Below are 25,794 nucleotides of genomic sequence, written 5' to 3' on the forward strand. Positions count from 1 at the left end.
CCTCAGCGCGCGAAGGCGCCCGTTCTCGTCGGAACGATCTCCTTGCCGAGCGGCATGAGCGAGATCGACACCATCTTGAAGTCAGCGATGCCCATCGGGATGCCGATGATCGTGAGACACAGGGCGATGCCGGAGATGATGTGCCCGATCGCCAGCCACCAGCCGGCCAGGATGACCCAGATGATGTTGCCCAGGAGCGAGCCGACACCGGCGGTGGGTTTGTCGATGACTTGTCTGCCGAACGGCCAGAACGCATAGCGCGCCAGGCGGAACGATGCGATCGCCCATGGAATCGTCACGATCGGGATGCAGAGCAGAAGGCCCGCGAAGACGTAGCCGAGGAACAGGGCCCAGCCGGCCAGGATGACCCAGATGATGTTGAGGATCGTGCGCATGCGCTGATTCTTGCACGACCAGCGCGTGTCAGGGGTTTCGTCGCCTGCTGACGCGGCGACCGGAGATCCGCTCGACGACCAGTCGGAGGCAGAGCGAGCGTTCGCCCCCTGCCCATGGACGCACCCGATCGACGCCGGAGAGCTGCTTCTGCTCGTTCTCCGGTACAACGATGACGCGGCCGCTCAGCAGCACACTCCACGCCGTGCCGCCCAGGTCATCGTGGTGATCGACTTCGAACGCGACGTCGGACTGCTCGGGCAGATGGCTGAGGATGCCGTCGTCGCGGGTGTGCACGATGACGTCGTGACCATCCATGAGGTAGTTGACCGGAATGATCTCTACCCGTCCGTCGCGAACGAGGCCGACCCGGCCGATGCTCGCCGCCGACAGCAGCGCGAAGCTCTCCTGCTCATCCAGAGCACTGATCATCTCACTCACCTCCGGGCGATCGGGTGTGACCGCCGATGCCCCGATGGTACTGCCTGCGACGGGGCGGTGGGTGCGGTGTCAGTGGGGCGACCTAGACTTGAACAGCCATGACCGACGCACCCCTCATCGTCCCCGCTTCCGCCTCCTCCGCCTCATCTGACGGGCAGGACGAGCTGCTGGCGGGGCTCAACCCGCAGCAGCTCGAAGCCGTCACCTATCGCGGCAGCGCACTGCTGATCGTCGCCGGCGCCGGCTCAGGAAAGACCAGCGTCCTCACTCGGCGGATCGCACTGCTGCTGCGCGAGCGCGAAGCATGGCCGAGCCAGATCCTCGCGATCACGTTCACGAACAAGGCTGCAGGCGAGATGCGCGAGCGCGTGGCCGGCCTCGTCGGCGACGTCGCTCGCGGCATGTGGATCTCGACGTTCCACTCGGCATGCGTGCGGATCCTCCGGCGCGAGGCCGAGCAGTTCGGCTTCACCAAGTCGTTCACGATCTACGACTCCGGCGATTCCCGGGCACTGATCAAGCGACTGGTCAAAGAGCACGAGGCCGACGCGTACGGCTTCACCCCTGGTGCGGTGCAGTCGCGCATATCGAAGCTGAAGAACGAGCTGACGGATGCTGAGGGCTACGCGCGCCAGGCGAATATGAGCGACCCCGCCGAGCGAAAATTCGTCGACATCTTCGGCGACTACCAGCGCGCGCTGCAGAAGGCTAACGCCTTCGACTTCGACGACCTGATCGCGCAGACGGTGTTCCTGTTCCGGGCCTTCCCGAAGGTCGCCGACACCTATCGGCGTCGGTTCCGCCATGTCCTCGTCGACGAGTATCAGGACACCAACCACGCGCAGTACTCGCTCATTCACGAACTCACTCGACCGCCGTCGACAGACAGCGCACCCGAACCGTATGCCTCCAACGGAATGATGATCTTCGAGCCCGCTCCGGAGGCCGAGCCCGATGCGCCGATGACAGGTGCGTCGTTGACGGTGGTCGGCGATTCCGATCAGTCGATCTATGCGTTCCGCGGTGCAGACATCCGCAACATCTCCGAGTTCGAACGCGACTTCCCCGGCGCGCGAGTGGTGCTGCTCGAACAGAACTACCGGTCGACGCAGAACATCCTCTCCGCAGCCAACGCGGTCATCGGCAACAACTTCGACCGCAAGGCGAAGAACCTGTGGAGCGACCGAGGAGCGGGCGACAGGATCGTCGGCTTCACCGGCTACTCGCAGCACGACGAGGCCCAGTTCGTTGCTGACGAGGTCGAATCGCTGCGCCGGTCCGGCATCCCGTACTCCGAGATGGCCGTCTTCTACCGCACGAACTCCCAATCCCGTGCGCTGGAAGAGATCTTCATCCGCTCTGCGGTTCCGTACAAGATCATGGGCGGCACGAAGTTCTACGAACGCGCCGAGATCAAAGACGCACTGGCGTACCTGGTAGCGGTCGCGAACCCCGCCGATGAGATGGCTGTCCGCCGCATCCTGAACAAGCCGCGCCGCGGAATCGGTGACGTCACCGAGACTTCCATCGCCCGCTTCGCGGTCGACGCGGGCATCAGCTTCCGTGATGCGCTGCGCAGCCCGGGCGCACTGGGCGTCGGGCCGAAGATCCAGGCGGCGATCGCCCGCCTGGACGCTGTGCTCGACGAAGCCAGTGCAATTCTGCTGCCCCCCAGCGGCGAGGTGCCTCCGGCCACGTCCGTCGCCGAGGGCCTGACCGTGCTGCTGAACAAGAGCGGCTATTTCGAGACCCTTCGCGCGAGTCGCGACCCGCAGGACGAGGCGCGGCTCGAGAACCTCGACGAGTTCATCGCGGTGGCTCGAGACTTCGCCCGCAACAACCCCGACGGCTCCATCGTCGACTTCCTCACCGAGGTGGCGCTGGTGTCAGATGCCGACGACCTCGACGATGAATCCGGCACGGTCTCGCTGATGACGATGCATACGGCGAAGGGCCTTGAGTACGACGCTGTGTTCGTCACCGGCGTCGAGGAAGACCTCATTCCGCACCGCATCTCCGCGGGCGAGCCCGGTGGTCCGCAAGAGGAGCGCCGGCTGTTCTACGTCGGCCTCACCCGCGCGCGCAAGCGACTGCACCTGTCACTGGCGATGACCAGAGCCCAGTTCGGCGAGGTGACCGTGGCGATGCCGAGCCGGTTCCTGCAGGAGATCCCCGCTGAGCTCATCGACTGGCGGCAATCACCGGGTGACGTCAACTCCCGTGGCAGGCAGTCAGCCGCAGTCAACGGGCGGCCCGGATTCCAGAAGTACGGCGGCCAGGGGGCATCGACCGGCCGCGACCGGTTCGGTGTGCAGGCGCTGCCCAAGCGCGACTCGCTGAAGCCGCTGTCGACGGCGATGGACCGCTTCCCGAACAAGGTCACCGGCAAAGTCCGCGACAACGGAGACCTCGAGCTCACGGCAGGCGACCGCATCCGTCACGACGACTTCGGCGAGGGACGCATCGAAGCGGTCACGGGCGAGGGTGCGAAACGGATCGCGCATGTGCGCTTCGATACGGCCGGGCAGAAGAAGCTGCTGATCAAGATCGCTCCGATCTCAAAGCTCTAGGTCGCTTCGTCTCTAGGGCGTTTCCTCGTCCTCCTGGCCGACGCCGGCGGTGGCGGCGGCGTCCCGCATCGCACCGTCGAAGTCGGCCGTCTGCGACAGTCCTGCGACGCCGAGGCTGCGTCCCAGCGGGTCGCTGGCGATCACACGCATGCCGCGCTCACGGCACCAGGAGGCGAGCGCTGCCAGCATCCACATCGCCACGGACTGCAGCTGCGTCACCTCGGTCAGATCGAGCACGATGACCGCTGGCGAGTCGCGGTCGGCCGGGCGCGCGTCGAGCCAGGCATCGAGATTGAGCAGCAGGCGCTCAGCGCCGTCGAAGTCGATGTACCCGCGAAGACGCCACACCGCCAGGTCGTCGGCGTTCTGCTGCAGAATCTGCGTGGCCGCGGCGTCCTGCTCCGCGCCCAGCCCTGCGGCCAGCTCGTCGTTCGCCGCCGTCACCTCCGCGGCCGACAGCGTGAGCGGGCGGTGCAGCACATGGAGGCCGAATCGGGTCGCGAGCCGCTGGGCCGCGACGACCCCGCGCACGCTCGCCCCGCTCGCGTCGAGCCGAGGGCTGAACAGGCCGAGGCCGAACTCACCGGGCGAGCTGGCGACGAGTCCGCCGGCAACGCCCGACTTGGCCGGAAGGCCGGCGCGCAGCAGCCATTCGCCGGCGTAGTCGTACATGCCGCAGGTGGCCATGATGGTCATCACGTGCTGGCAGGTCTCCGCGCTCGTCACCCGCTCGTTGGTGACCGGGTTCACGCCGCCATTCGACAGCGTCGCGCCCATCACCGCCAGGTCACGAGCGGTCACCAGCACCGAGCACTGGCGAAAATAGGTGTCGAGGGTTTCGGTCACGGGCGCGGCGAGCGAGCCCGCGCTGTGCATGAGGTAGGCGAGGGCGCGGTTGCGGTCGCCCGATTCCCGCTCGGAGTCGAAGACGGCCTCGTCGACGCTCAGGTCTCGGCCGGCGAACGCGCTGAGTCGGGCGAGAATGCGCGCGAAGCGCTCTTCAGATGATTCCCCTCTGACCAGAGAGGTCGTCACGATCGCGCCGGCGTTGACCATCGGGTTCGGCGGGCGCCCGGTTCCGGCTTCGAGCTTGACCGAGTTGAATGCCTCGCCGCTGGGCTCGGCACCGACGCGGGCGTGGACGGCATCGAGCCCGCGGTCATCCAGGGCGAGCGAGTACACGAACGGCTTCGAGGCGGATTGGACGGTGAAATCGACATCGGTGTCGCCGCTCTCGTACACGTGCCCGTTGAGCCCGCACAGCGCGATGCCGAACAGATTCGGGTCCGCTTCCGCCAACTGCGGAATGTAGTCGGCCACCGCTCCTCGAGTATCGGTGATGAGGCGATCGTGCACGACATCGAGAAACGACGTGACGATGCCGGAGAGCTTCTCGGGGGCGGCCATGGCCACCATGCTACGGGCGGCGCGGGCTAGGCTGACAGATATGGCTCTGTTCTCCCGCCGCAAGAAGACCGATGACGCTGTCCCCGAGGTGCAGACGTCCGCTGAAGCGGAAGTCGCACCAGAGCCGGAGACCCCGGACGCTCCCGCTGAGTCCGTACCCGAGATCGGCATCTCCGTGCAGGCCTTTCGTGGAGTCGGTGCGGATGCTGGCCCCGAGGTGAACCTGGAGGAACCAGAGGCGCAGGCGACTCCGGCGACGGGCGATGAGGTGCCGCAGCGGTTGCGCTCGGTCTCTACCACGGGCATGCCCGATGACCAGAAGGCCGCCCCCAGGCTTCCGCTTGCGGCCGCGCTGCCGCCCGAGCAGACCCACACGGTCGAAGGCCTCAACGACAACGTGCTGCTGCGTGAAGCCCTCGCCGAGCTCGAAGAGGGCGCGAGCAACGAGCAGCTCCTCGGCGTGATGCGCCAATCGCTGCAAGGGCACCTCTACTTGCGGGTGCACGGCGATGCTCGCGAGCAGATCAGCTCGGGCAAGCCGCTCTCGGTCGGCGTCGTCCGCGACGGCGACCGATCGTTCATGCTCGCCTACAGCTCCGGTGCGGCGCTGCGCGCGTCGGTACAGGATGCTGAAGATGCCGCGTCCACGTCCGCGATCGCCCAGCCGGTGACCTCGGTCTATCAGCAGGTCGTCTCCGGCGGTTTCACGGGCGTCATCATCGACAACTCCTCGGCACCCCACCGCGCGGTGTTCCCGACCGAGCTGCTGCAGAAGGCGCTCGATCAGGGCGACGAAGACATGTCGGTGAAGACCCTGATGGCGGCGCCACGCGACGAGCAGACGCCCGTGCGCATCGGCGAGGCGCTGGCGAAGACGCGCAGCTGGGTGGCCGTGAATGACGGCGGCAATGGGCAGCCGGTGGGGATCGCTGAGGCGCACACGACGGATGGGCGCCGCTTTCTGCAGGTGTTCTCGCATCCGCTCGAGGTTGTCGCTCTCGGCCGCCAGGACAAGCCGATGCCGTTCAAGCCCGAGCAGCTCGCGAAGGTGCTCAGTGAACACCCCGAGATCGCGGGTGTGCTCGTCGATGTCGGCGGCCCCTCGATCGCTGTGGAGCGCGACGCGCTGAGCGCCGTGCTCGTGCTGGCGATCGACCTCGGCGACGACTGACCTGCCGGAGTCGCACGTGCCCCGAGCGCGCAAACCTGCCTAGAATAGGCAAGCCTTGCCTGGTCAGCGGCCGGGCGTTAGGGGAACGCTTGCTCATGCTCTTCGACGACTCCGTCATCGCGGCCGTGACCGCGCATATGAACGACGACCACACCGACGACAGTCTGCTGATCGCGCGGGCCTACGGGCACCCCGCAGCGACGAAGTCGGTGATGACTTCGCTGGATGCGCACGGCGGCACGTGGCGTGTCACCGATGACGCTGGTGAGCACGAGCTGACTGTGGGCTGGCCCAACGGAGAGCTGTCCGATCGTCCGCAGGTTCGCCGCGCCGTGGTCATGCTCTACCGTGCAGCCTGCGAGAAGCTGGGCATCTCCCCGCGGGAAGAGCATGCTCCCGCAGCATCCGACCACGCGGAGGGCGCGGCGCACGCGCCCCACGGCGCCGCGGCTGCCCCCGAAGGCGAGGGGTTCGCACATCGCATCCGCACCGCCACCTGGGGCGACCACGGTGACAGCGAAGGCGCCACGTTCATGGCCGACATCATGCGCGGCAAGGGCACCATCGACGATTACACCGATCTCGTCGCACAGCACTATTTCATGTATGAAGCCCTCGAGGCGGCCACGCAGCAGATCGTCGACACCCCGGCGCTCGCCGGACTGCACCCCGAGTCCTTGCGACGCCTGGCGACGCTGGAGCGCGACCTGACGCATCTGCTGGGGGAGAGCTGGCGCGAGCGCATCGAGGCGGTGCCCGCCACGATCGCGTACGCGCAGCGCATCACCCAGGTTGCGGAAGACGGCTGGCTGCCCGGCATCATCGCGCACCATTACACCCGGTATCTCGGCGACCTGTCCGGCGGCCAGGTGATCTCGCGCCGCGTCGGCAAGCAGTTCGGCTTCGACGGTGACGGCGTGGCGTTCTACGACTTCACCGACCTGGGCGACCTCGGCGCTTTCAAGGACGCGTACCGTGCCGCACTGGACGTGTTCGGCGAGACGCTGACCGAGGAAGAGAAGCTGCGGATGCTCGACGAGGTGCGGGCCGCATACGGCTTCAACACAGCGGTCTTCGTCGACCTCGCGCGCACGCGCGTCGCTGCCTGACGTCTGCCCTTGTCGGGAACGCGACGACGACCTAGCCTCAAGCCATGGCCTCTGAGCGCGTGACCCTCACCGTGACCGACGCCGACGGCGATCGCGATGTCGCGCTGTCGAGCCCGAACCGCATCGTCTGGCCCGTTGACGACGGTGATGGCATCACCAAAGCCGAATACGCCGACTATGCGCAGCAGGTGGCAGAGCCGTTCCTGGCGGCCAATGGCCACCGGCCGGTCTCGCTGGAGCGGTTCCGCGATGGCATCGAGGGCGAGGGCTTCTTCTCGAAGAACCCGCCGAAGGGCACCCCCGACTTCGTCGAGGCGGTGACCGTGACCTACAACAGCGGTAGGCGGCATCCGCAGATCGTGCTCACTCGGCCGAGCGCCATCGTGTGGGCCGTGCAGATGAACACCGTCGTGTTCCATCCGTGGGCATCATTGGCATCCGACACCGACAACCCTGTCGAGCTGCGCATCGATCTCGACCCGCAGCCGGGCACCGGCATCGTCGAAGCGGTCGTCGCCGCCCATGAACTGCGCGCCGTGCTGCATGAGGCGGGGCTGGAGGCGTTCATCAAGACCAGCGGCAACCGGGGGCTGCACGTGTTCTGCCCGATCGTGCCCGAGTGGGAGTTCCTCGTCGTGAGGCATGCGGTGATCGCCGCGGGGCGCGAGCTGGAGCGACGGATGCCGGATCGCGTGACCATGAACTGGTGGAAGGAAGAGCGCGGCGAGCGGATCTTCGTCGACTTCAACCAGGCCAACCGCGACCGCACGATGGCCGGCGCCTACAGCCCGCGTGCGAAGCGCGGAGCGCCGGTGTCGACACCGATCCACTGGGACGAACTCGACGAGGTGGACCCGCAGCGGTTCACCGTGCGCACGATCCCCGCACGCCTGGCAGAGCTCGGCGACCCGTGGGCAGAGATGCAACGTGCGCCCGGACGGATCGACACGCTGCTGAAGTGGTGGGATCGCGATGTCGAGAACGGACTCGGCGAGCTGTCTTTCCCGCCGGAGTTCCCGAAGATGCCCGGCGAGCCGCCGCGCGTGCAGCCGAGCAAGAAGGTCGCCGAGAACTGGGACTGACGGCGCTGCTCAGTCCAGCACGGCGCTACTCAGTTCAGTGCATCGCTGCTCAGTCCAGCACGTCGGCGAGGTCGTAGCCGGCGACCGTCTCGAGCTGGTCGTACGTGCACGACGCCGCATCGCGGTCGGGGCGCCAGCGCTCGAACTGCACGGTGTGGCGGAAGCGCGTGCCCTCCAGCTGGTCGTAGCGCACCTCCAGCACCCGCTCCGGACGCAGCCGCACGAACGACACATCCTTCGAGCCGGTGAACCGCGAGCGCTCGCCCTCTCCGGTGACGGCCTGTCCTTCGGCATTGCGTTCCACCAGAGGTGCGAGATCTTTGACGAGCTGCTGGCGCATGGCATCCGTCCACGCGGCCACCCCTCCGACCTGGCGCAGCACACCATCGTCGCCGTATAGCCCGACCAGCAGCGAGCCGACGCCAGAGCCGCTCTTGTGCACCCGATAGCCGAGCGCCACGACGTCGGCGCTGCGCGCATGCTTGATCTTGATCAGCGTGCGCTTGCCCGGCGCGTACGGATCATCCAGCGGCTTCGCCACGACCCCGTCGAGCCCGGCACCCTCGAACTCGGCTAGCCACCGGCGGGCGAGGTCCGCATCATCGGTGGTGCGGGTCAGATGCAGCGGTGGCGGGGCGGCGGCCAGCATCCGCTCCAGCCGTGCGCGCCGCTCGCGAAACGGCAGCGGTTGCAGGTCTTCGCTGCCCTCGGCGAGCAGATCGAAGGCGATGAACATCGCCGGCGTCTCGTCGGCGAGCTTCGCGACGCGGGAGGCTGCCGGGTGGATGCGCTGACTGAGGGCCTCCCAGTCCAGTCGCTGCGCGCCAGCGGGACCGGTGGCGACGACGATCTCACCATCGAGCAGACAGGGCCCAGGCAGGATCGCCGACAGCCGCTCGACGAGCTCGGGAAAGTAGCGGGTCAGCGGCTTCGCACCACGGGAGCCGATCTCGAGCGTCTCGCCGTCCCACGCGATGAGCCCGCGGAACCCGTCCCACTTCGGCTCGTACAGCATCGGCCGCTTCGCCGGGTCGGGGATGGACGCTGCGGCCTTCGCGAGCATCGGCGCGGGGATCTCGTACATGCGTCTATTAGCTCTCGCACAGCCCGCCACCGCAACCCGCTTCCCCTGATTTCCACACCCGCGCGCCCTGGGCCCTCCACCCGCGCCGTCGACAGCACGAGATCTCGCCGACTGCACGGGACATTCGCGCGAAGAGTCCGTGCACTTGGCGACGTCCCGTGCACTCGGCGAGAGCGACGCGGTCAGAAGAGGGTGCGGTCAGAACAAGTCGGGCAGGTCGTGGGGGAGACCGGCATCGCGCAGCGCAGTGCGCGCGGCGTGCCAGCCCGGCATCCCGGTCACGCCCGGGCCCGGGGGAGTGGAGGCGGATGCAAGGTACACGCCGCGCATCGGGGTGCGCCACGGCGCGCGTGCGAGCACCGGTCGCCGAACAGCCTGGCGCATCGTGAACGCGCCGCCGAAGACGTCACCGCCGATCTCGCTCGGATTCAGCATCTCGCGACCGGATGCTGGCACGGCGCGACTGGCGAGCACTCGGTCTCGGAAACCAGGGGCGAAGCGCTCCAATTGGCGGGTGATCAGCTCGGTGGCATCCAACTCCGACCCCGCGGGCGCATGGATGTACGTCCACAGTGCGCTCTGGCCCGCGGGCGCACGGCTGTCGTCGAGCACCGACGGCTGCACGGCGAGCACATACGGCCGGTCGCTGACCGTTCCTCTCGCGACAGCGTTCTCACTCGCCCAGATCTCGGCTCGGGTGCCGCCGACGTGCACGGTCGGCGACTGTGCGACGAGCGGGTTCGCCCATGGAACGGGCCCGTCGAGCGCGAAGTCGACCTTCGCCGCAGCTGCACCGTACCGGTAGGCGCGCAACGCGACCGCGTAGCGGGAGGGAATGTCGGGGTGCGTGAGAGCGAGTCTCGGTGAGCTGTTCAGCACCAGCAGGTCGCCGCGGCGTGGATCGCCCCAGTCGAGGTCGGCGAGATCGCGCACGTGCTCGCCGGTGCGGATGCTGCCGCCATGCGCGGTCAGATCAGCAAGCAGAGCATCCGCGATGCGCTGCGCTCCGCCGCGAGGATAGGCCCACCCGGCAGCGTGCCCGTGGGAAGCCAGCAGAAGCCCGGCGGCGGCGGCGCCGAGCGAGGGGAGCGGAGCGTTCGCATGAGCGAGGACGCCGGCCAGCAGCGCTGCGCCCGCTTCGGTGCGCAGAGTGGGGCGCGTGAGCGGTGTGCCCTGTTCCAGCATCCGCAGCCCGAAGCGCACCGCCGCGATCGGGTCGCGCGGTATCCGAAGCAGAGCATCGCCGGTGAAATCGACCACCCCGTCGAGCCGACGCACAAGGGGGCGGAACAGCGCGCGCCACGCCGCGCCATCTGCACCGAGACCATCGGCGGTGCGCTCGAGATCACGCCACGCGACCGCGGCACGGCCGCCATCGAGCGGATGCGCGTAGGAGATCTCCGGGGTGATCCACTCGATCTTCTCTGCGAGGCGGAAAGCCTGGAAGAGGGGCGATGTGACGGCGGCCGGATGCACGGCCGAGCAGACATCCGCGACGAAGCCGGGAAGGGGGCCCAGCTGTGTGCGCACTCCGCCGCCGACGGTGTCGGATGCCTCGAGAACCTCGACCGCGTAGCCGGCGCGCGCCAGCGAAACTGCCGCGACGAGTCCGTTCGGGCCGCTGCCGATCACCGTCGCCCGTGCCATGCACTCAGTGTGCCACGCGGCATCCGCCCGTCTGGTCGTCGATCCCTGCGAAGTTCGCACCGAAACTGGCAACCAACGTCCATCTGCGCGTGAGATCCTTGAGGTGATGAATGAAGTCCAGGGGCCTACCCCCGCAGGAACCTCCCGCCCGTATCGAACTCTCGCCGAAGCACTCCGAGCGCACCGAATTCCCGTCGAGAACCACGAGTTCATCGGCGCGCTCACCGAATCAGTCGGCATCTCCAGCTTCATCGACCGGGGGCGCTACATCGAAGCTCTCCGGCGTGAAGAGGGCGCACCGCTGCACATCGGCAAGACCTACATCAACGGCTTCACCGCCGAAGAGGCACCGACAGTGGGCGGTCGTGCACTGCCGCTGCTGCCCAGCGAGGGCCGTGAGCCGTTCTACTTCGTGACGTATCCCGCCGCACAGGTGGCCACGAAAGCCTCAGCGAAGCGTGCAGCGGGTCCTCGCAGCGCCGCGGCGCCGAAGGCTGCGCCCCGTGCCGCACGCGCCACCAAGCTCAACGAGCGCGAGTACGGCCAGTGCGATGTGTGCTTCATGGTGCGCAACGCCTCGGGCAAGTGCGCCTGCGACGACTGACAGCATCCGCGGCAGCATCCGCCATCCGCAGAGAACAGGTGATCCGGCCGGATCGCCTGATCTCGGATGCTGAAAAGCGCGCAGCTTCGCCAGCAATCTCAGGACAGTTCGGCCTGCACGCGCCGTGAGATCTCGGCAATCGGCATCGAGCGCGGGAACACCGCCACGACGACATCGTCTGAGGCGGGGTCGGCGTCTTCCGCGAGCACCCCGTATCGGCGACGGACGTCGTTGAGGGCAGTGTGCAGCGTCTCCACGGGCACCGCGTTTCCGCGCAGCAGCTGCCGCAGCACGTGATTGTGCACCGCCGTCACCAGCGCCGAGAACCCGACCGCGTCGATCGGCGCGATGCCGGGCAGCGCCGCGCGCAGGTACTCGTCGAACAGCCGCTCGTAGCGGAAGACCGTGACGATCTCGCGTTCACGCAGAACCGGCACCTCGCGCACGACTTCGTAGCGGCGACGGGCGAGTTCGGGGTCGCGGACGAAGTAGCCGAACACGCGCTCGGATGCTTCGCAGACCGCCAGCCACGGGTCGTCATGCGGCTCATCGAGGAACGCCCGCAGCTCCTGCAGCATCTCCTCGTGGTCGGTGAAGACGACGTCCTCCTTGCCGCCGAACTGCCGGAAGAAGGTGGAGCGCGAGACACCGGCGGCCTTCGCGATCTGCTCGACGGAGGTCGCCTCGAATCCCTGCTTGGCGAACAGCTCGAGCGCTGCCGCGACGACGCCGGTGCGGAGCTGAGTCGGATGCTGCATAGGGGAGAGCCTAGACCGGGCGTGCGGGTGATGTCGCCAGCAGTAGTAGGCTGGGGGATCGGGTCGACTCAACTCGACACCCGACAAGACTGTCGGTCCCATCCGCCGCAACCAGCGAAGGACTGCACTGTGGATCTCTTTGAGTACCAGGCACGTGACCTTTTCGAATCCTACGGAGTGCCGGTTCTTCCCGGCATTGTCGCTGACACCCCCGAGGAGGTGAAAGCAGCGGCAGAGAAGCTCGGTGGCGTCGTCGTCGTCAAGGCGCAGGTCAAGATCGGCGGACGAGGCAAAGCCGGCGGCGTCAAGGTCGCCAAGAACCCCGAAGAGGCGTACGAGGCGGCCAAGGCCATCCTCGGTCTCGACATCAAGGGCCACATCGTCAAGCGCGTCATGGTCGCCGGAGGCGCTCGCATCGCCAAGGAGTTCTACTTCTCGGTGCTGCTCGACCGCGCGAACCGCTCGTACCTGAGCCTGTGCTCGGTCGAGGGCGGCGTGGAGATCGAAGTGCTCGCCGTCGAGAAGCCCGAGGCGCTCGCGCGCGTCGAGGTCAACCCGCTCACCGGCATCGACAAGGCGAAGGCTCTCGAGATCGCCAAGGCCGCGAACTTCCCCGAAGAGCTGCTCGAGTCCGTCTCCGACGTGTTCGTCAAGCTGTACGACGTGTACAAGGGTGAAGACGCGACGCTCGTCGAGGTCAACCCGCTCGTGCTCACCGAGGAGGGCGACGTGATCGCCCTCGACGGCAAGGTCACGCTCGACGAGAACGCCTCCGAGATCCGCCACCCCGAGCACGCTGCGCTCGAGGACAAGGATGCTGCCGACCCCCTCGAGGCCAAGGCCAAGGAGAGCGGGCTCAACTACGTCAAGCTCGACGGCGCAGTCGGAATCATCGGAAACGGCGCCGGCCTGGTCATGTCGACTCTCGACGTGGTCGCCTACGCCGGTGAGAAGCACGGCGGCGTCAAGCCCGCGAACTTCCTCGACATCGGTGGCGGCGCTTCGGCATCCGTCATGGCCGCAGGTCTCGATGTCATCCTCGGCGACCCGCAGGTCAAGAGCGTGTTCGTCAACGTCTTCGGCGGCATCACCGCCTGTGACGCCGTCGCCAATGGCATCAAGGGTGCGCTCGAAACCCTCGGCGACGCGGCATCCAAGCCGCTCGTCGTGCGCCTCGACGGCAACCGCGTCGACGAAGGCCGCGCGATCCTCGCTGAATACGCCCACCCGCTCGTGACTCTCGCCGCCACCATGGACGAGGGCGCCGACAAGGCCGCCGAGCTGGCGAACGCCTGACCTGACTGAGAAGGACTAGAAAAATGTCGATCTTCCTCAACAAGGATTCCAAGGTCATCGTCCAGGGCATCACCGGCGGCGAAGGCACCAAGCACACTGCCCTCATGCTGAAGGCAGGCACCCAGGTCGTCGGCGGCGTCAACGCCCGCAAGGCGGGCACGACGGTCGCGCACACCGACAAGGACGGCAACGCCGTCGAGCTGCCGGTGTTCGCATCGGTCGCCGAAGCGATGAAGGAGACCGGCGCCGACGTGTCGATCGCCTTCGTGCCGGGCGCCTTCACGAAGGACGCCATGATCGAGGCCATCGACGCCGAGATCCCGCTGCTGGTCGTCATCACCGAGGGCGTGCCCGTCGGTGACAGCGCCGAGGCGTGGGCCTACGCGATCGAGAAGGGCAACAAGACCCGCATCATCGGGCCGAACTGCCCGGGCATCATCACCCCCGACGAGGCGCTTGTCGGCATCACGCCGGCGAACATCACCGGCAAGGGGCCGATCGGTCTCGTGTCGAAGTCGGGCACGCTGACCTACCAGATGATGTTCGAGCTGCGCGATCTGGGCTTCTCGACCGCCATCGGCATCGGCGGCGACCCGATCATCGGCACCACGCACATCGACGCGCTGGCCGCCTTCGAGGCTGACCCCGAGACCAAGGCGATCGTCATGATCGGCGAGATCGGCGGCGACGCAGAAGAGCGCGCAGCCGACTACATCAAGGCCAACGTCACCAAGCCGGTCGTCGGCTACGTGGCGGGCTTCACCGCTCCCGAGGGCAAGACCATGGGCCACGCCGGCGCCATCGTCTCCGGCTCTGCGGGGACCGCACAGGCCAAGAAGGAGGCTCTCGAGGCCGCCGGGGTCAAGGTCGGCAAGACGCCGAGCGAAGCTGCTGACCTGATGCGCGCGATCATCGAGACGCTCTGATCTGAGCTAAGCTGAAGAAGAAGGCCCCGGGCTCCACCCCGGGGCCTTCTTCTATGCCTGACGTCTGGCGGCTCAGCGCACGAGCGAGCCGCCGTCGACGGGCAGGGTGACGCCGGTGATGAACGATGCGGCATCCGAGAGCAGGAAGGATGCCGCCTCGGCGATGTCCTCCGGGTCGCCCAGACGCTTCATCGGCACCTCGTCGGCGTAGCGGCGGCGTGATTCCTCAGGCAGCGACGCCAGCGCTGCGGTGATGATCGGCCCCGGTGCGACGGCGTTGATGCGGATGCCGGATGCCGCGTTCTCCGCCGCAGCTGACTGCGTCAGCGACACCACTCCGTGCTTGCTCGCACCATAGGGGGACAGCTGCGAAGTCGACTGCAGACCGGCGATGGATGCGATGTTGACGATGGCGCCGTGCCCCTGCGCGGTCATGTGCGCGAGTTCGGCCCGCATCGACTGGAACGTGCCGGTGAGCGTGACGTCGATGGTGCGCTGCCATTCCGCGTCGCTGATGTCCTGCAGAGGCTTGGGCGCGGCTCCGAGGCCGGCGTTGTTCACGGCGAGATCCAGCCCGCCGTATTCGTCGACGGCGCGCGCGACCAGTGCTCGCACCTGGGCATCGTCGGCGACGTTGGCGCTCTGATAGACCGCCGAGCCTCCGGCATCCACGATCAGTGCGACCGTCTCTGCACCAGCGGTGTCATCGACGTCGGAGACGACGACGCGTGCGCCTTCCGCTGCCAGTTTGACGGCGATGCTGCGGCCGATTCCCGCTCCGGCCGCAGTGACGAGAGCGACCTTGTCTTCGAACAGCATTGTGATCCCTTCACGGCGAGCACGGGGTCTGGCCGACCGGCGGTGAACTCGCCTCCTTCAGGCGAGGCTACTCCCGAGGAGGCGAGCACAGGCGCACATGCGCAATCGGCGAAATGTCGCTCGTGATGCCCGGCGATGCGCTACATCATCACCGGATGGCGGGTTCAGATGCTGGCGCCGAAGAGCATCTCGATGGGCCCGCGGGCGAAGAAGATGAGGAAGCCGACTCCCACGATCCACAGCAGCGGGCTGATCTTCTTCGCGCGGCCCGAGAGTGCGTGGATGACGACCCAGCTCACGAAGCCCGCGCCGATGCCATTGGCGATCGAATAGGTCAGCGGCATCACACTGACGGTGAGGAACACCGGCAGCAGCACGCGGAAGTCGCCGAAGTCGATGAAGCGGATCTGGGCCATCATCATGGCACCGACGATGATCAGCGCTGCGGCTGCGATCTCGGTTGGAACGATCGAGGTCAGGGGAGTGAGGAACATCGCGAGCAGGAACACCACTCCGGTGACGACATTCGCCAAGCCGGTGCGCGCCCCCTCGCCGATGCCGGCGCCGGACTCGATGAACACGGTGCTCGACGACGACGAGGTGGCGCCACCGGCGATCGCGCCGACGCCCTCGACGATCAGTGCCGACTTGATGCGGGGGAAGTCGCCGTGCTCGTCGGCGAGGTTCGCTTCCTTCGCCAGCCCGGTCATGGTGCCCATGGCGTCGAAGAAGTTCGTGAACAGCAGGGTGAAGACGATCATCACCAGCGCGACGGAGCTGACCTTGCCGAGATCGAATGCGAAGTCGACCTGGCCGATGATGCTGAGGTCGGGCAGGCTCACCGGCGAACCGTTCAGCGCGGGGACGGTGAGGCCCCAGCCGCCGGGGTTGACGACGTTGCCCTCGGCATCGAAGGTGCGCGGGCCGATCTTCCAGATGGCCTCGACGATCACGGCGAGCACGGTTCCGGTCACCAGACCGATGAGCATCCCGCCCTTGACTCGCAGCGCGACGAGGATGCCGGTGACGAGCAGAGTGATCACGAACAGCACGGTCGGGACCGTCGCGACGGAGCCGTTCACCCCGAGGCCGACCGGCGGTGAAGCGGAGCCGGTCGCGGTGACGAAGCCCGAGTTGACGAACCCGATGAAGGCGATGAACAGACCGATGCCGACCGTGATCGCGATCTTCAGCTGGAACGGCACGGCATCGAAGATCGCCTTCCGCAGCCCGGTGGCAGCCAGCAGCACGATGAGCGCGCCATTGATCATGACCAGCGCCATCGCCTCGGGCCAGGTGACCTGGCCGACGACGCTGAACGCGACGAACGCATTGATGCCGAGCCCGGCGGCGAAGCCGAATGGCAGCCGGCTGATGAGACCGAACAGGATCGTCATCACCCCGGCAGTGAGCGCGGTCGCCGCCCCCACCGCGCCGAAGTCGAGCATGTTGCCCGCGACGTCGGGCTTTCCAGACAAGATGATCGGGTTGAGGATGACGATGTACGCCATCGTCACGAACGTGACGAGTCCACCGCGGATCTCGGCGCCGAAGCTCGATCCTCGCTTCGTGATCTCGAAGTAGCGATCGAGGGCGCCTGTGGGCTTGCTCTCGGTGTCTGGGTGCGCAGGGGCAGTTGTCATCGGGGAGACCTCCGCAGAAAAACCTATCGTGTCCGCGCTCTCGCGCGTGGCCGAACTGAGCACGGCAGGACGCGTCGTAGGCTCGATTCGTCATGCAACGTGTCATCGTCGTGCTCCTCGCTGCTCTCGACGCCGCCATCGCGGCCGTCGTGGGCATCGTCGTCGTGCTTGCTCCGCTGACGTTGCTCTGGGTGCTGGCCTTCGGTCTCTCCGCCGACTGGGGCGCCCTGTGGCCCGTCAGCGGCACGCTCTGGCAGTTCGCCCACGGTGCGCCGCTCGATGTCGTGCTCCCGGATGAGCTGCTGTCGACTCTGGCGATCTCGAAGGATGCTGCGCACTTCGCGCTCTCCGTGCCGCCGCTGGCGATCATGGTGTTCACTCTGCTGTTCGCGGTGCGCTCCGGCCGACGCACCGCTGTTGCCGGCGCGTGGCCGACAGGCGTGGCTTCAGGCGCGATCGCCTTCGCGGCCATCAGTGCGCTGATCGGCCTCACCGCGCACTCCGCCGTGCTGCGGGTCGAGCAGTGGGTCGCGATCGTCGTCCCGGCATCCGTCTATCTGGTGGGCCTGCTGCTGGGGGCGGTGAAGCACGCCTGGTCCGAGGGCGACGACGGCATCATCGATCGCATCCACGATCTTGTGGACGGCTGGGGCGACTGGGCGCCGGTGCCTGCTGAAGCGATGCGCGGTGCTGCTGCCGTCGTTATGGCGCTGACCGGTGCCGCCGCGATCGGATTCGCCGCGATGACGGTGCTGCGCGGGGGACAGGTGATCGCGCTGTTCGAGGCGGCGCACGTCGACATCCTCGGTGCGACCATGCTCACCATGGCCCACCTCGCCTATCTGCCGACGCTGCTGGTCTGGTCGGCGAGCTGGATCTCCGGCTCGGGCTTCGCGCTCGGGGCCGGCACGTCAGTGTCGCCGGTCGGAACCGAGCTGGGCGTCGTCCCCGGCATCCCGGTGCTGGGGCTTCTTCCCGAGCATTCGTCGATGTGGATGCTGGTGATCGTGCTCGTGCCCATCGCCTGCGGCGCATTCGCCGGCTGGATCGTGCGCTCTCGCCTCGTCTGGGAGGGAACTGGCGCCGGCTACGGGCCGCGCGCTGCGATCGCTGCGGGGATCGCCGTGATCTCCGCCGGTGTGGTCGCCATCGCCGCCGTGCTGGCATCGGGGTCGCTCGGACCAGGTCGACTTGCCGAAGCTGGCCCTTCCGTCGGGCCGTTCGCTCTGGCCATCGGCATCGAGGTGCTCATCGGCTGCGGCATCCTGCTGCTGACCCCACGCCACCACGACGAGCTCGCCGAAGAGCGCACCGACCGGTGGCGGGCGGAAATGGACCAGCTCACCACCCCGGTAGACTGACCGGGTGCTGACGCTCGCCGTTCTGATCTCTGGGGCCGGTTCGAATCTTCGAGCCCTGCTCGAGGCTGCCAGCCACCCGGATTATCCCGCGCGCGTCGTCGTCGTCGGCGCTGACCGCGAGGCAGAAGGTCTGGCGCACGCGGAAGAGTTCGGCATACCGACTTTCACCGTGCCATGGGCCGCGCACACCAGTCGTGAAGCCTGGGGCGAGGAGGTCGCCGCTCAGCTGGACGTCTGGAACCCCGATCTCATCGTGCTGAGCGGTCTCATGCGGCTATTGCCGGCCGCCGTCGTCGCCCGCTACGCGCCGCGCATCATCAACACTCACCCCGCGTACCTGCCGGAGTTCCCCGGCGCGCACGGCGTGCGTGACGCGCTTGCAGCGGGTGCTGAGCAGACGGGCGCGAGCATCATCGTGATCGACGACGGCGTCGACAGCGGCCCGATCCTCGCCCAGGAGCGCGTCGCCGTGCTGCCGGGCGACACCGAGGCAGCGCTGCACGACCGCATCAAGCCGGTTGAGCGGCGTCTGCTCATCGACGTCGTGCGACGCATCGCCACCGGCGAGCTCGCCCTCACCCGTTGATCATCCGGAACGACCGAACGACCAAACGAAGGAGCATCATCATGGCCGGCCCTCGCTTAGACCCCTCGCTGTACCGTCACCGCGACACCGTGCCCGTGCGGCGCGCGCTCGTATCGGTGAGTGACAAGACCGGGCTTCTGGAGCTTGCCGAGGCTCTGGCCGGTGCTGGTGTCGAGATGGTATCGACCGGTTCGACCGCGCAGACCATCCGCGATGCCGGCCACGAGGTCACCGACGTCGCCTCGGTCACCGGCGTGGCCGAGATGCTCGATGGTCGGGTCAAGACCCTGCATCCGAACGTGCACGGCGGCCTGCTGGCAGACCTGCGCCTCGAAGAGCACGAGCACCAGCTCGCCGACCTCGGCATCGAGCCCTTCGAACTCGTCGTCGTAAACCTGTATCCGTTCGTCGAGACCGTGGCCTCGGGCGCTGAGCCCGACGCCATCGTCGAGCAGATCGACATCGGTGGGCCCGCGATGGTGCGCGCCGCGGCGAAGAACCATGCGAACGTGGCGATCGTCGTGTCGCCTGAGTCGTACCCGGCCATCATCGAGTCGGTGCAGGCCGGGGGCACCAGCCTTATTCAGCGCCGTGAGCTGGCGGCCCGCGCTTTCTCGCACACCGCCAATTACGACTCCGCGGTCGCGCAGTGGTTCGCCGAGGGCACGCTCGCCGAGGACGGCGACCTGCCCGCCCACCTGACAGTGAAGGCCGAACGTCTCGCCACGCTGCGCTACGGCGAGAACTCGCACCAGCGCGGCGCGATCTACACCCGCGCTGGCGGCCACGGCATCGCGCAGGCCACGCAGCTGCAGGGCAAGGAGATGTCGTACAACAACTACGTCGACGCGGATGCCGCCCTGCGCGCCGCCTACGACATGGTGCTGCCCGCCGTCGCGATCATCAAGCACGCGAACCCCTGCGGCATCGCCACGACCGCACCCAACGCCCTCGACCCGATCGCCAGCGCCCACCTGCGCGCCCACGAGTGCGACCCGGTATCGGCGTACGGCGGCGTCATCGCGGCGAACGGCACCGTCACGCTGAAGATGGCCGAGAACCTGAAGGACATCTTCACCGAGGTCATCGTCGCCCCCGACTTCGAGCCGGCCGCCCGCGAGGTCTTCAAGGCGAAGAAGAACCTGCGGCTGCTGCAGCTGCCGGTCGACTGGCAGCAGGAGCGGATGGATGTGCGTCTCGTCTCGGGCGGCATGCTGCTGCAGGATGCCGATCGGTTCCCCGACGACATCGTCTCGGTGGCCAAGAACTGGGAGCTCGTCTCTGGTGAGCGCCCCGACGATGCCGAGATGGAGAACCTCATCTTCGCGTGGAAGGCGTGCCGCGCGGTGAAGTCGAACGCGATCGTGCTCGCCAAGGACAATGCCACGGTCGGCGTCGGCATGGGACAGGTCAACCGGGTCGACTCCTGCCGCCTCGCCGTCGAGCGCGCCGGCGATCGCGCTGCGGGTTCGGTTGCGGCATCCGATGCCTTCTTCCCGTTCGCCGACGGGCCGCAGGTGCTGCTCGACGCCGGTATCGCGGCGATCGTGCAGCCGGGTGGATCGGTGCGCGACAGCGAAGTGGTGGATGCTGCGCGCAAGGCGGGCGTGACGATGTTCTTCACCGGAGAGCGTCACTTCTTCCACTAATCCCCACGCCGCACTCGCGACAGCGCTCCGCGCTGCCGCGAGCCTCGGCGGCGCGGGGCCCCTCTACATGTCGATCGCTCTTGCGCTTCGCGCGGGGGACAGCGCTCCGCGCTGCCGCGAGCCTCGGCGGCGCGGGGCCCCTCTACATGTCGATCGCTCTTGCGCTTCGCGCGGGGGACAGCGCTCCGCGCTGCCGCGAGCCTCGGCGGCGCGGGGCCCCTCTACATGTCGATCGCTCTTGCGCTTCGCGCGGGGGACAGCGCTCCGCGCTGCCGCGAGCCTCGGCGGCGCGGGGCCCCTCTGCGGGTGGAGCGCTCTTGCGCTTCGCGCGGGGGACAGCGCTTCGTTGTCGCGTGAGAAATCGTCGAGACCCCAACTTGCTGTCGAGACCCCGGGCTGTGGGCGTCCGTAGCCCGGGGTGTCGGCGACAGGGCGGGGTCTCGGCGAAAAAGGGAGGGGGCGGGGAGTGCGTTCGGCGCCGTCAGACTGTGGCGGAGCTCAGCAGGATGCTGCTCTCGCTGTCGCGAATGCCGTCGATCTCGCGGATCGTGCCGAGGGTCTCGTCGAACGACGCCAGGCTGTCGCAGCTCACCTCGGCGACGAGATCCCAGCGGCCGTTCGTCGTGTGCAGCGCGGCGATCTGCGGCACACCCCGCAGGCTTCGGATGACTTCGCCGGTATTGCGCCCCTCCACGGCGATCAGCATGATCGCCCGCACGACGGATGCTGCTGAGGCGTCGCGCACCCGCACAGAGAAGCCGACGATCACCCCGCTGTCGATGAGGCGACGAAGACGACTGTCGACGGTTGCCCGGGTCACCCCCAGGCGTCGCGCGAGGTTCACGACCGATTCGCGACTGTTCGCGCGCAGCAGCGACAGCAGACGGCGATCGAGGTCATCGAGAGTGCTCATGACACAAAATGTACAGCAAGGCTGAACACAGTGCGTGCTTGATGGCTCAAATGATCCATGTTGGTGATTGAAAGTGACAACGGAGTTTTCTAGCCTGGAAGCATCTAGTGAAGGGATGGGCGATGGTCCGTTTTGTCGATGTTCCGAACATGCGCCGGTGGCTGATCGATACCGGCATCGAGTCCGCGATCTCAGGCATCGCCGACACCCTCGTGGAGGACTTTCTGCGGTGGCCGGAATTCGACAAGACCGCACGCGTCGCCAGCCACTCCGACATCGGAGTGATCGAGCTGATGCCGGCGAGCGACGGCCGACAGTACGGATTCAAGTACGTCAACGGTCACCCCAGCAACCCGGCTCGCGGACTGCAGACGGTGACCGCGTTCGGCGTGCTCGCTGACGTCGACAGCGGTTACCCGACGCTCTGGACCGAGATGACCATCCTCACGGCGCTGCGCACCGCAGCCACCTCGGCGATGGTCGCCCGCGTGCTCGCACCCGCTGGAGCGACGACGATGGCGATGGTCGGCACCGGCAGCCAGTCCGAGTTCCAGGCACTGGGATTCCGCGCGCTGCTGGGTATCGATCGCCTGCGCGTTTGGGACACTGATCCCGAGGCACTCGATGTGTTCGAGGCGAACATGCGACCGCTGGGCTTTGAGATCGTTCGCGCCGAGAGCGCCGCCGAGGCTGTCCAGGGGGCGCAGATCATCACCGTCTGCACCGCCGACAAGACCAACGCCACGGTGCTCACCGACGACATGGTGGGCCCCGGCGTGCACGTGAACGCGATCGGCGGCGACTGCCCGGGCAAGACCGAGCTCGACGCACGCATCCTGCTGCGCAGCGACATCTTCGTCGAGTACCCGCCTCAGACCCGCATCGAAGGCGAGATCCAGCAGCTCGATCCCGAGCACCCGGTCACCGAACTCTGGCAGGTGCTGCGCGGCGACGCCGCTGGTCGCACCTCCGCCGAGCAGATCACCATCTTCGACTCGGTCGGCTTCGCGATCGAAGACTTCTCGGCGCTGCGGTATCTCGACGCGGCCGTCGAAGGCACGGACTACTACACCGAGGTCGACATCATCGCCGAGCCTGAAGACCCCAAGAACCTCTTCGCGCTGGTGGCGCAGGGCGCTGCCGCGCCGAGCCTGGCGTGAGGGCAGCATCCGCTCAAGCGCCGGGGGCCGTGGCGCTGATCCGACCGCATCACTTCCGTCCCAACCCGCAAACCGCGGCCGACAACGCGTTTCAGAGCACTGCTGATCACGACGTCTCCACAGAGGCGTACGACGTGTGCACTCGCGTCGCCGAGCAGCTGCGCGAGGCAGGCGTGCGGGTGCATCTGTTCGAGGACGAGACGCACGAGCATCCCGACAGCGTCTTCCCGAACAACTGGTTCTCCACGCACGCGGGCGGCCGGGTGGCGGTGTACCCGATGTATGCGGCCAACCGCCGCGGTGAGCGTCGCCAAGATGTGATCGAGATGCTTAAGACCGAGTATCGCGTGCAGGAGGTCATCGACTACTCCGGCCTCGAGCCCGACGATCTGTTCCTCGAGGGCACCGGCGCGATGGTGCTCGATCATGTGTCGCGGATCGCCTATGCCGTGCGCTCGAAGCGCTGCGACCCGGTGCTCGTCGAGCGCTTCTGCACCGTGTTCGGCTACGAGCCCGTGGTGTTCGACGCCGTCGATACGCACGGTGTGCCGATCTATCACACCAACGTGATGATGTGCATCGGCACCGACATTGCCCTCATCGGCCTCGACGCGATCGTCGGAGATGCGCGGCGAGACGAGATCGCGCGCCGCATCCGCGAGACCGGACGCACCCTGATCCCGCTCACCGCGGCGCAAGTGGCCGCATTCGCTGGCAATGCTCTCGAGGTGCGCGGCCACGGCGGAGAGCGGATCCTCGTGATCTCCGAGACCGGACACCGCAGTCTCACCGAGGAGCAGCTGAGCGTCCTGTCCGAATCATGCCGCATCCTGGTGCTCGATGTCGCGCCGATCGAACTCGCCGGCGGCTCAGTGCGCTGCATGATCGCCGGCATCCACCTCGACCCGCGCTGACAGCTTCCGGACGCCACCGTCGTGTCCGATTTCCGCCAGCTGAGCGGTTTCGGACGTGGCAGAGTGGAGTCATGAGCAGCACCACGGACCACGATGAGCGCTACCGCGCGATCGTGGCGCGCGACACCCGCTTCGACGGGCAGTTCGTCACCGCCGTGCGCTCGACGGGCATCTACTGCCGCCCCAGCTGCCCGGCGCGCACGCCGAAACCCGAGAACGTCACCTTCTACCCGACGAGTGCGGCCGCGCACGAAGCCGGCTACCGGGCATGCAAGCGCTGCCTGCCGGAAGCAGCCCCCGGGTCTCCGGCCTGGAATCTGCGCGGCGATGCTGCAGCCAGAGCGATGCGGCTGATCTCCTCCGGTGTCGTGGAGCAGGAGGGCGTACCGGGCCTCGCCGCGCGGCTGGGCTACTCGCCGCGGCACCTGACTCGACTGCTCACCGCCGAGCTCGGCGCAGGTCCGCTGGCGCTGGCCCGAGCTCATCGCGCGCACACGGCTCGGATGCTGCTGGTCGGCACGGACATGCCGATCTCCGAGGTCGCGTTCTCAGCGGGCTTCGCCAGCATCCGTCAGTGCAACGAGACGATCCGCGAGGTCTTCGAGATGACCCCGGGGCAGCTGCGCGAACGGCGTCGCACGCGGGGGCCCGACTCGGGAGCCGAGGCGGATGTGACCGGCATGATCGATCTGCTGCTGCCGCACCGCATGCCGATGGATGCCGCTGGCATCTTCGCCTGGATGGCGGCGCGCGCTCTGCCCGGCATGGAGGCCGCGACGGAGTCCTCCTTCGCGCGGAACCTGCGCATGCCGGGTGGCCCTGCGCACCTCGAGATCAGGCAGACCCCGGCGGGGCAACTCCGGTTGCGCGCGCGAGTGACTCGGCTCGGAGACGTGGCACCTCTCGTCGCCACCGCGCGTCGGCTGTTCGATCTGGATGCCGATCCGACAGCGGTGGATGCCGCCCTCGCCGCCCATCCGGAGCTCGGCCCTCGGGTGGCGGCCATACCCGGCATCCGCGTGCCCGGCGCCGCTGACCCGCACGAGATGCTCATCCGCGCGATGCTCGGGCAGCAGGTCTCCGTGGCGCGAGCGCGAGCGATGCTGACCGCGCTGACTGAACAGCTGGGGGAGCGCACCGTCGATGGCGGTCTGCTTTTCCCGACCATGGCGGCGATCGCCGAGCACGGTGCGGAGGTGCTGCGAGGCCCAGCCGCCCGCATCCGCGCCATCACCAATGCCGCGGCAGCTCTCGCCGACGGCTCGCTGATCCTCACCGTCGGCGACGACGGCGCCGAGCAGCGCGCGCGACTCATGGCGATGCCCGGCATCGGGTCGTGGACCGCCGATTATGTGCGGATGCGCGTGATCGGCGACCCGGATGTGTTCCTGCCCGGCGACGTCGCCGTGCGCGCCGGGGCTGTCGCCTGCGGCCTGCCCGGCGACGCAGCGCCAATGGCCGCTCGGGCCGAACGCTTTGCCCCGTGGCGCAGCTACCTCACCGCGCATCTCTGGCGCGCGGCACCGGTGCGCCCGTCCCGCGCTGCGAAGCGCGAGCCCACCTCTCAGGAGTCCTCATGACTGCACTCATCCAGACCCTCGCCACCCCCGACGGCGCACTCACGATCCTCGCGGATGCGGAGCAACGGGTGCTCGCTTCCGGGTGGACCGACGACCACGAAGCCATCATCGCGCGAGTGCATCCGTCGTTGCGTCCGGGCGAGATCGTCGAGGGCGTGACGGATGCTGCCGACGCCGCACTCGCCTACTACGCGGGCGAACTGACGGCGATCGAGACCGTGCGCGTGCGCCAGCGCGGCACCGAACTGCAGCAAGCCGGATGGGCGGCGTTGCGGCGCATCGCGGCTGGAAGCCCGCTCACCTACAGCGAGTTCGCCATCGAGCTGGGCAGTCCGCAGGCGGTGCGCGCGGCGGCATCCATCTGCGCCCGCAACGCACCGGCGTTGTTCGTACCCTGTCACCGCGTGCTGCGCGCAGACGGCTCCCTGGGCGGCTTCGCGTGGGGGCTGCCTGTCAAGCAGCGTCTGCTGGATCGCGAGAGCGCGGGGCGTTAAAGCGGCTCTTCCCAGATGAGGGTGTAGGTCGGCCGGGCGCGTCGGTCCGCAGATAGACGTCGAGGTCTCCCGACGACGGAGGTTCCTACGCCATCCATCCGAAAGACCTCGACGTGACCGACGCTACCCCGCCGGCCGGCTTCGGCCGCCCTGACCTGACCGCCTTCGCGTCTCATCCCAATCGACT

General features: G+C 67.8%; 23 protein-coding genes. 14 read left to right on the top strand and 9 right to left on the bottom strand.

All coding sequences use genetic code 11. From position 1 onward, the window contains the following. Nucleotides 1-2: 2 nt before the first annotated feature. Nucleotides 3-395, bottom strand: a complete 393-nt coding sequence (locus tag FM104_RS05640; RefSeq protein WP_087130484.1) for a YccF domain-containing protein — start codon at nucleotides 393-395, stop codon at nucleotides 3-5. Nucleotides 396-423: 28 nt separating this feature from the next. After that, a complete protein-coding gene (locus tag FM104_RS05645; RefSeq protein WP_087130485.1) occupies nucleotides 424-825 on the bottom strand; it encodes a pyridoxamine 5'-phosphate oxidase family protein in 402 nt (133 codons plus the stop codon). Between the two features lie 107 nt (nucleotides 826-932). Here FM104_RS05645 and FM104_RS05650 point away from each other — a divergent pair, with 107 nt between their 5' ends. Then, nucleotides 933-3,404 (top strand): ATP-dependent helicase, encoded by a 2,472-nt coding sequence (locus FM104_RS05650; protein WP_087130486.1) that lies wholly within the window; start codon nucleotides 933-935, stop codon nucleotides 3,402-3,404. A 12-nt stretch (nucleotides 3,405-3,416) separates the two neighbouring features. Here FM104_RS05650 and glsA read toward each other — a convergent pair whose 3' ends face one another. Further along, nucleotides 3,417-4,811 carry a glutaminase A gene (gene glsA, locus FM104_RS05655; RefSeq protein ID WP_179206688.1) on the bottom strand — a complete coding sequence of 465 codons (1,395 nt, stop codon included), beginning with the start codon at nucleotides 4,809-4,811 and terminating at the stop codon, nucleotides 3,417-3,419. A gap of 40 nt (nucleotides 4,812-4,851) precedes the next feature. Here glsA and FM104_RS05660 point away from each other — a divergent pair, with 40 nt between their 5' ends. The 3 genes from FM104_RS05660 to ligD all read left to right on the top strand — a co-directional run bounded on the left by FM104_RS05660 (nucleotide 4,852) and on the right by ligD (nucleotide 8,173). Beyond that, a complete protein-coding gene (locus tag FM104_RS05660; protein WP_179206689.1) occupies nucleotides 4,852-5,982 on the top strand; it encodes an SseB family protein in 1,131 nt (376 codons plus the stop codon). 95 nt (nucleotides 5,983-6,077) lie between these two features. Next, a complete protein-coding gene (locus FM104_RS05670; RefSeq protein ID WP_087130488.1) occupies nucleotides 6,078-7,091 on the top strand; it encodes a biliverdin-producing heme oxygenase in 1,014 nt (337 codons plus the stop codon). 44 nt (nucleotides 7,092-7,135) lie between these two features. Then, the gene (ligD, locus tag FM104_RS05675) at nucleotides 7,136-8,173 is read left to right on the top strand and encodes a non-homologous end-joining DNA ligase (protein WP_087130489.1); all 1,038 of its coding nucleotides are present in this window, start codon (nucleotides 7,136-7,138) and stop codon (nucleotides 8,171-8,173) included. A 49-nt stretch (nucleotides 8,174-8,222) separates the two neighbouring features. On the opposite strand, the gene FM104_RS05680 is transcribed toward ligD, so the two are convergent. Further along, entirely contained in the window at nucleotides 8,223-9,257 is a 1,035-nt protein-coding gene (locus FM104_RS05680; RefSeq protein ID WP_087130490.1) for an ATP-dependent DNA ligase, read from the bottom strand. A 198-nt stretch (nucleotides 9,258-9,455) separates the two neighbouring features. Continuing rightward, the gene (locus FM104_RS05685) at nucleotides 9,456-10,904 is read right to left on the bottom strand and encodes a phytoene desaturase family protein (protein WP_087130491.1); all 1,449 of its coding nucleotides are present in this window, start codon (nucleotides 10,902-10,904) and stop codon (nucleotides 9,456-9,458) included. Between the two features lie 106 nt (nucleotides 10,905-11,010). On the opposite strand from FM104_RS05685, the gene FM104_RS05690 reads away from it, so the two are divergent. Beyond that, nucleotides 11,011-11,508 (top strand): hypothetical protein, encoded by a 498-nt coding sequence (locus tag FM104_RS05690; RefSeq protein WP_143738261.1) that lies wholly within the window; start codon nucleotides 11,011-11,013, stop codon nucleotides 11,506-11,508. Between the two features lie 98 nt (nucleotides 11,509-11,606). On the opposite strand, the gene FM104_RS05695 is transcribed toward FM104_RS05690, so the two are convergent. Next, nucleotides 11,607-12,266, bottom strand: a complete 660-nt coding sequence (locus tag FM104_RS05695) for a TetR/AcrR family transcriptional regulator (RefSeq protein ID WP_087130493.1) — start codon at nucleotides 12,264-12,266, stop codon at nucleotides 11,607-11,609. 129 nt (nucleotides 12,267-12,395) lie between these two features. Between FM104_RS05695 and sucC the strand changes: the two genes are divergently transcribed. Both sucC and sucD read left to right on the top strand, forming a co-directional pair. Beyond that, entirely contained in the window at nucleotides 12,396-13,562 is a 1,167-nt protein-coding gene (gene sucC / locus FM104_RS05700) for an ADP-forming succinate--CoA ligase subunit beta (protein WP_087130494.1), read from the top strand. A 23-nt stretch (nucleotides 13,563-13,585) separates the two neighbouring features. Further along, nucleotides 13,586-14,488, top strand: a complete 903-nt coding sequence (gene sucD, locus FM104_RS05705; RefSeq protein ID WP_087130495.1) for a succinate--CoA ligase subunit alpha — start codon at nucleotides 13,586-13,588, stop codon at nucleotides 14,486-14,488. A gap of 72 nt (nucleotides 14,489-14,560) precedes the next feature. Here sucD and FM104_RS05710 read toward each other — a convergent pair whose 3' ends face one another. Both FM104_RS05710 and FM104_RS05715 read right to left on the bottom strand, forming a co-directional pair. Continuing rightward, entirely contained in the window at nucleotides 14,561-15,307 is a 747-nt protein-coding gene (locus tag FM104_RS05710; RefSeq protein WP_087130496.1) for an SDR family NAD(P)-dependent oxidoreductase, read from the bottom strand. A 164-nt stretch (nucleotides 15,308-15,471) separates the two neighbouring features. Further along, entirely contained in the window at nucleotides 15,472-16,950 is a 1,479-nt protein-coding gene (locus FM104_RS05715; protein ID WP_087130497.1) for an NCS2 family permease, read from the bottom strand. A 92-nt stretch (nucleotides 16,951-17,042) separates the two neighbouring features. Here FM104_RS05715 and FM104_RS05720 point away from each other — a divergent pair, with 92 nt between their 5' ends. Genes FM104_RS05720 through purH form a run of 3 tightly spaced genes read left to right on the top strand, consistent with a single transcriptional unit; the run spans nucleotide 17,043 to nucleotide 20,546 of the window. Then, on the top strand, nucleotides 17,043-18,311 hold the full coding sequence (locus FM104_RS05720; protein WP_179206690.1) for a cell division protein PerM: 1,269 nt from the start codon (nucleotides 17,043-17,045) through the stop codon (nucleotides 18,309-18,311). 4 nt (nucleotides 18,312-18,315) lie between these two features. After that, nucleotides 18,316-18,897: a phosphoribosylglycinamide formyltransferase gene (gene purN / locus FM104_RS05725; protein ID WP_087130498.1), complete on the top strand. Its 582-nt coding sequence runs from the start codon at nucleotides 18,316-18,318 to the stop codon at nucleotides 18,895-18,897. Nucleotides 18,898-18,938: 41 nt separating this feature from the next. After that, nucleotides 18,939-20,546 carry a bifunctional phosphoribosylaminoimidazolecarboxamide formyltransferase/IMP cyclohydrolase gene (purH, locus tag FM104_RS05730; RefSeq protein ID WP_087130499.1) on the top strand — a complete coding sequence of 536 codons (1,608 nt, stop codon included), beginning with the start codon at nucleotides 18,939-18,941 and terminating at the stop codon, nucleotides 20,544-20,546. Nucleotides 20,547-21,027: 481 nt separating this feature from the next. Here purH and FM104_RS05735 read toward each other — a convergent pair whose 3' ends face one another. Beyond that, a complete protein-coding gene (locus FM104_RS05735; RefSeq protein ID WP_087130500.1) occupies nucleotides 21,028-21,459 on the bottom strand; it encodes an Lrp/AsnC family transcriptional regulator in 432 nt (143 codons plus the stop codon). A gap of 122 nt (nucleotides 21,460-21,581) precedes the next feature. Here FM104_RS05735 and FM104_RS05740 point away from each other — a divergent pair, with 122 nt between their 5' ends. The 4 genes from FM104_RS05740 (at nucleotide 21,582) to FM104_RS05755 (ending at nucleotide 25,607) form a co-directional block, all read left to right on the top strand. Continuing rightward, complete coding sequence (locus tag FM104_RS05740; RefSeq protein WP_087130501.1) at nucleotides 21,582-22,619, top strand: ornithine cyclodeaminase; 1,038 nt, start codon at nucleotides 21,582-21,584, stop codon at nucleotides 22,617-22,619. After that, a complete protein-coding gene (gene ctlX, locus FM104_RS05745; protein ID WP_087130502.1) occupies nucleotides 22,616-23,533 on the top strand; it encodes a citrulline utilization hydrolase CtlX in 918 nt (305 codons plus the stop codon). Before FM104_RS05740 ends, ctlX begins: the two co-directional genes overlap by 4 nt. 71 nt (nucleotides 23,534-23,604) lie before the next feature. Further along, nucleotides 23,605-25,113: an Ada metal-binding domain-containing protein gene (locus FM104_RS05750; RefSeq protein WP_087130503.1), complete on the top strand. Its 1,509-nt coding sequence runs from the start codon at nucleotides 23,605-23,607 to the stop codon at nucleotides 25,111-25,113. Beyond that, nucleotides 25,110-25,607 carry a methylated-DNA--[protein]-cysteine S-methyltransferase gene (locus FM104_RS05755; protein WP_087130504.1) on the top strand — a complete coding sequence of 166 codons (498 nt, stop codon included), beginning with the start codon at nucleotides 25,110-25,112 and terminating at the stop codon, nucleotides 25,605-25,607. The genes FM104_RS05750 and FM104_RS05755 overlap by 4 nt, the downstream gene beginning before the upstream one ends. The last annotated feature ends 187 nt before the right edge of the window (nucleotides 25,608-25,794 follow it).

The sequence above is a fragment of the Microbacterium esteraromaticum genome, from assembly GCF_900163815.1.
Lineage (GTDB): Bacteria > Actinomycetota > Actinomycetes > Actinomycetales > Microbacteriaceae > Microbacterium > Microbacterium esteraromaticum_B.

Coding starts and splice junctions, on each gene's coding strand:
- FM104_RS05640 (WP_087130484.1), bottom strand. CDS start 395: ATGCGCACGATCCTCAACATCATCTGGGTCATCCTGGCCGGCTGGGCC.
- FM104_RS05645 (WP_087130485.1), bottom strand. CDS start 825: ATGATCAGTGCTCTGGATGAGCAGGAGAGCTTCGCGCTGCTGTCGGCG.
- FM104_RS05650 (WP_087130486.1), top strand. CDS start 933: ATGACCGACGCACCCCTCATCGTCCCCGCTTCCGCCTCCTCCGCCTCA.
- glsA (WP_179206688.1), bottom strand. CDS start 4,811: ATGGCCGCCCCCGAGAAGCTCTCCGGCATCGTCACGTCGTTTCTCGAT.
- FM104_RS05660 (WP_179206689.1), top strand. CDS start 4,852: ATGGCTCTGTTCTCCCGCCGCAAGAAGACCGATGACGCTGTCCCCGAG.
- FM104_RS05670 (WP_087130488.1), top strand. CDS start 6,078: ATGCTCTTCGACGACTCCGTCATCGCGGCCGTGACCGCGCATATGAAC.
- ligD (WP_087130489.1), top strand. CDS start 7,136: ATGGCCTCTGAGCGCGTGACCCTCACCGTGACCGACGCCGACGGCGAT.
- FM104_RS05680 (WP_087130490.1), bottom strand. CDS start 9,257: ATGTACGAGATCCCCGCGCCGATGCTCGCGAAGGCCGCAGCGTCCATC.
- FM104_RS05685 (WP_087130491.1), bottom strand. CDS start 10,904: ATGGCACGGGCGACGGTGATCGGCAGCGGCCCGAACGGACTCGTCGCG.
- FM104_RS05690 (WP_143738261.1), top strand. CDS start 11,011: ATGAATGAAGTCCAGGGGCCTACCCCCGCAGGAACCTCCCGCCCGTAT.
- FM104_RS05695 (WP_087130493.1), bottom strand. CDS start 12,266: ATGCAGCATCCGACTCAGCTCCGCACCGGCGTCGTCGCGGCAGCGCTC.
- sucD (WP_087130495.1), top strand. CDS start 13,586: ATGTCGATCTTCCTCAACAAGGATTCCAAGGTCATCGTCCAGGGCATC.
- FM104_RS05710 (WP_087130496.1), bottom strand. CDS start 15,307: ATGCTGTTCGAAGACAAGGTCGCTCTCGTCACTGCGGCCGGAGCGGGA.
- FM104_RS05715 (WP_087130497.1), bottom strand. CDS start 16,950: ATGACAACTGCCCCTGCGCACCCAGACACCGAGAGCAAGCCCACAGGC.
- FM104_RS05720 (WP_179206690.1), top strand. CDS start 17,043: ATGCAACGTGTCATCGTCGTGCTCCTCGCTGCTCTCGACGCCGCCATC.
- purH (WP_087130499.1), top strand. CDS start 18,939: ATGGCCGGCCCTCGCTTAGACCCCTCGCTGTACCGTCACCGCGACACC.
- FM104_RS05735 (WP_087130500.1), bottom strand. CDS start 21,459: ATGAGCACTCTCGATGACCTCGATCGCCGTCTGCTGTCGCTGCTGCGC.
- FM104_RS05740 (WP_087130501.1), top strand. CDS start 21,582: ATGGTCCGTTTTGTCGATGTTCCGAACATGCGCCGGTGGCTGATCGAT.
- FM104_RS05750 (WP_087130503.1), top strand. CDS start 23,605: ATGAGCAGCACCACGGACCACGATGAGCGCTACCGCGCGATCGTGGCG.
- FM104_RS05755 (WP_087130504.1), top strand. CDS start 25,110: ATGACTGCACTCATCCAGACCCTCGCCACCCCCGACGGCGCACTCACG.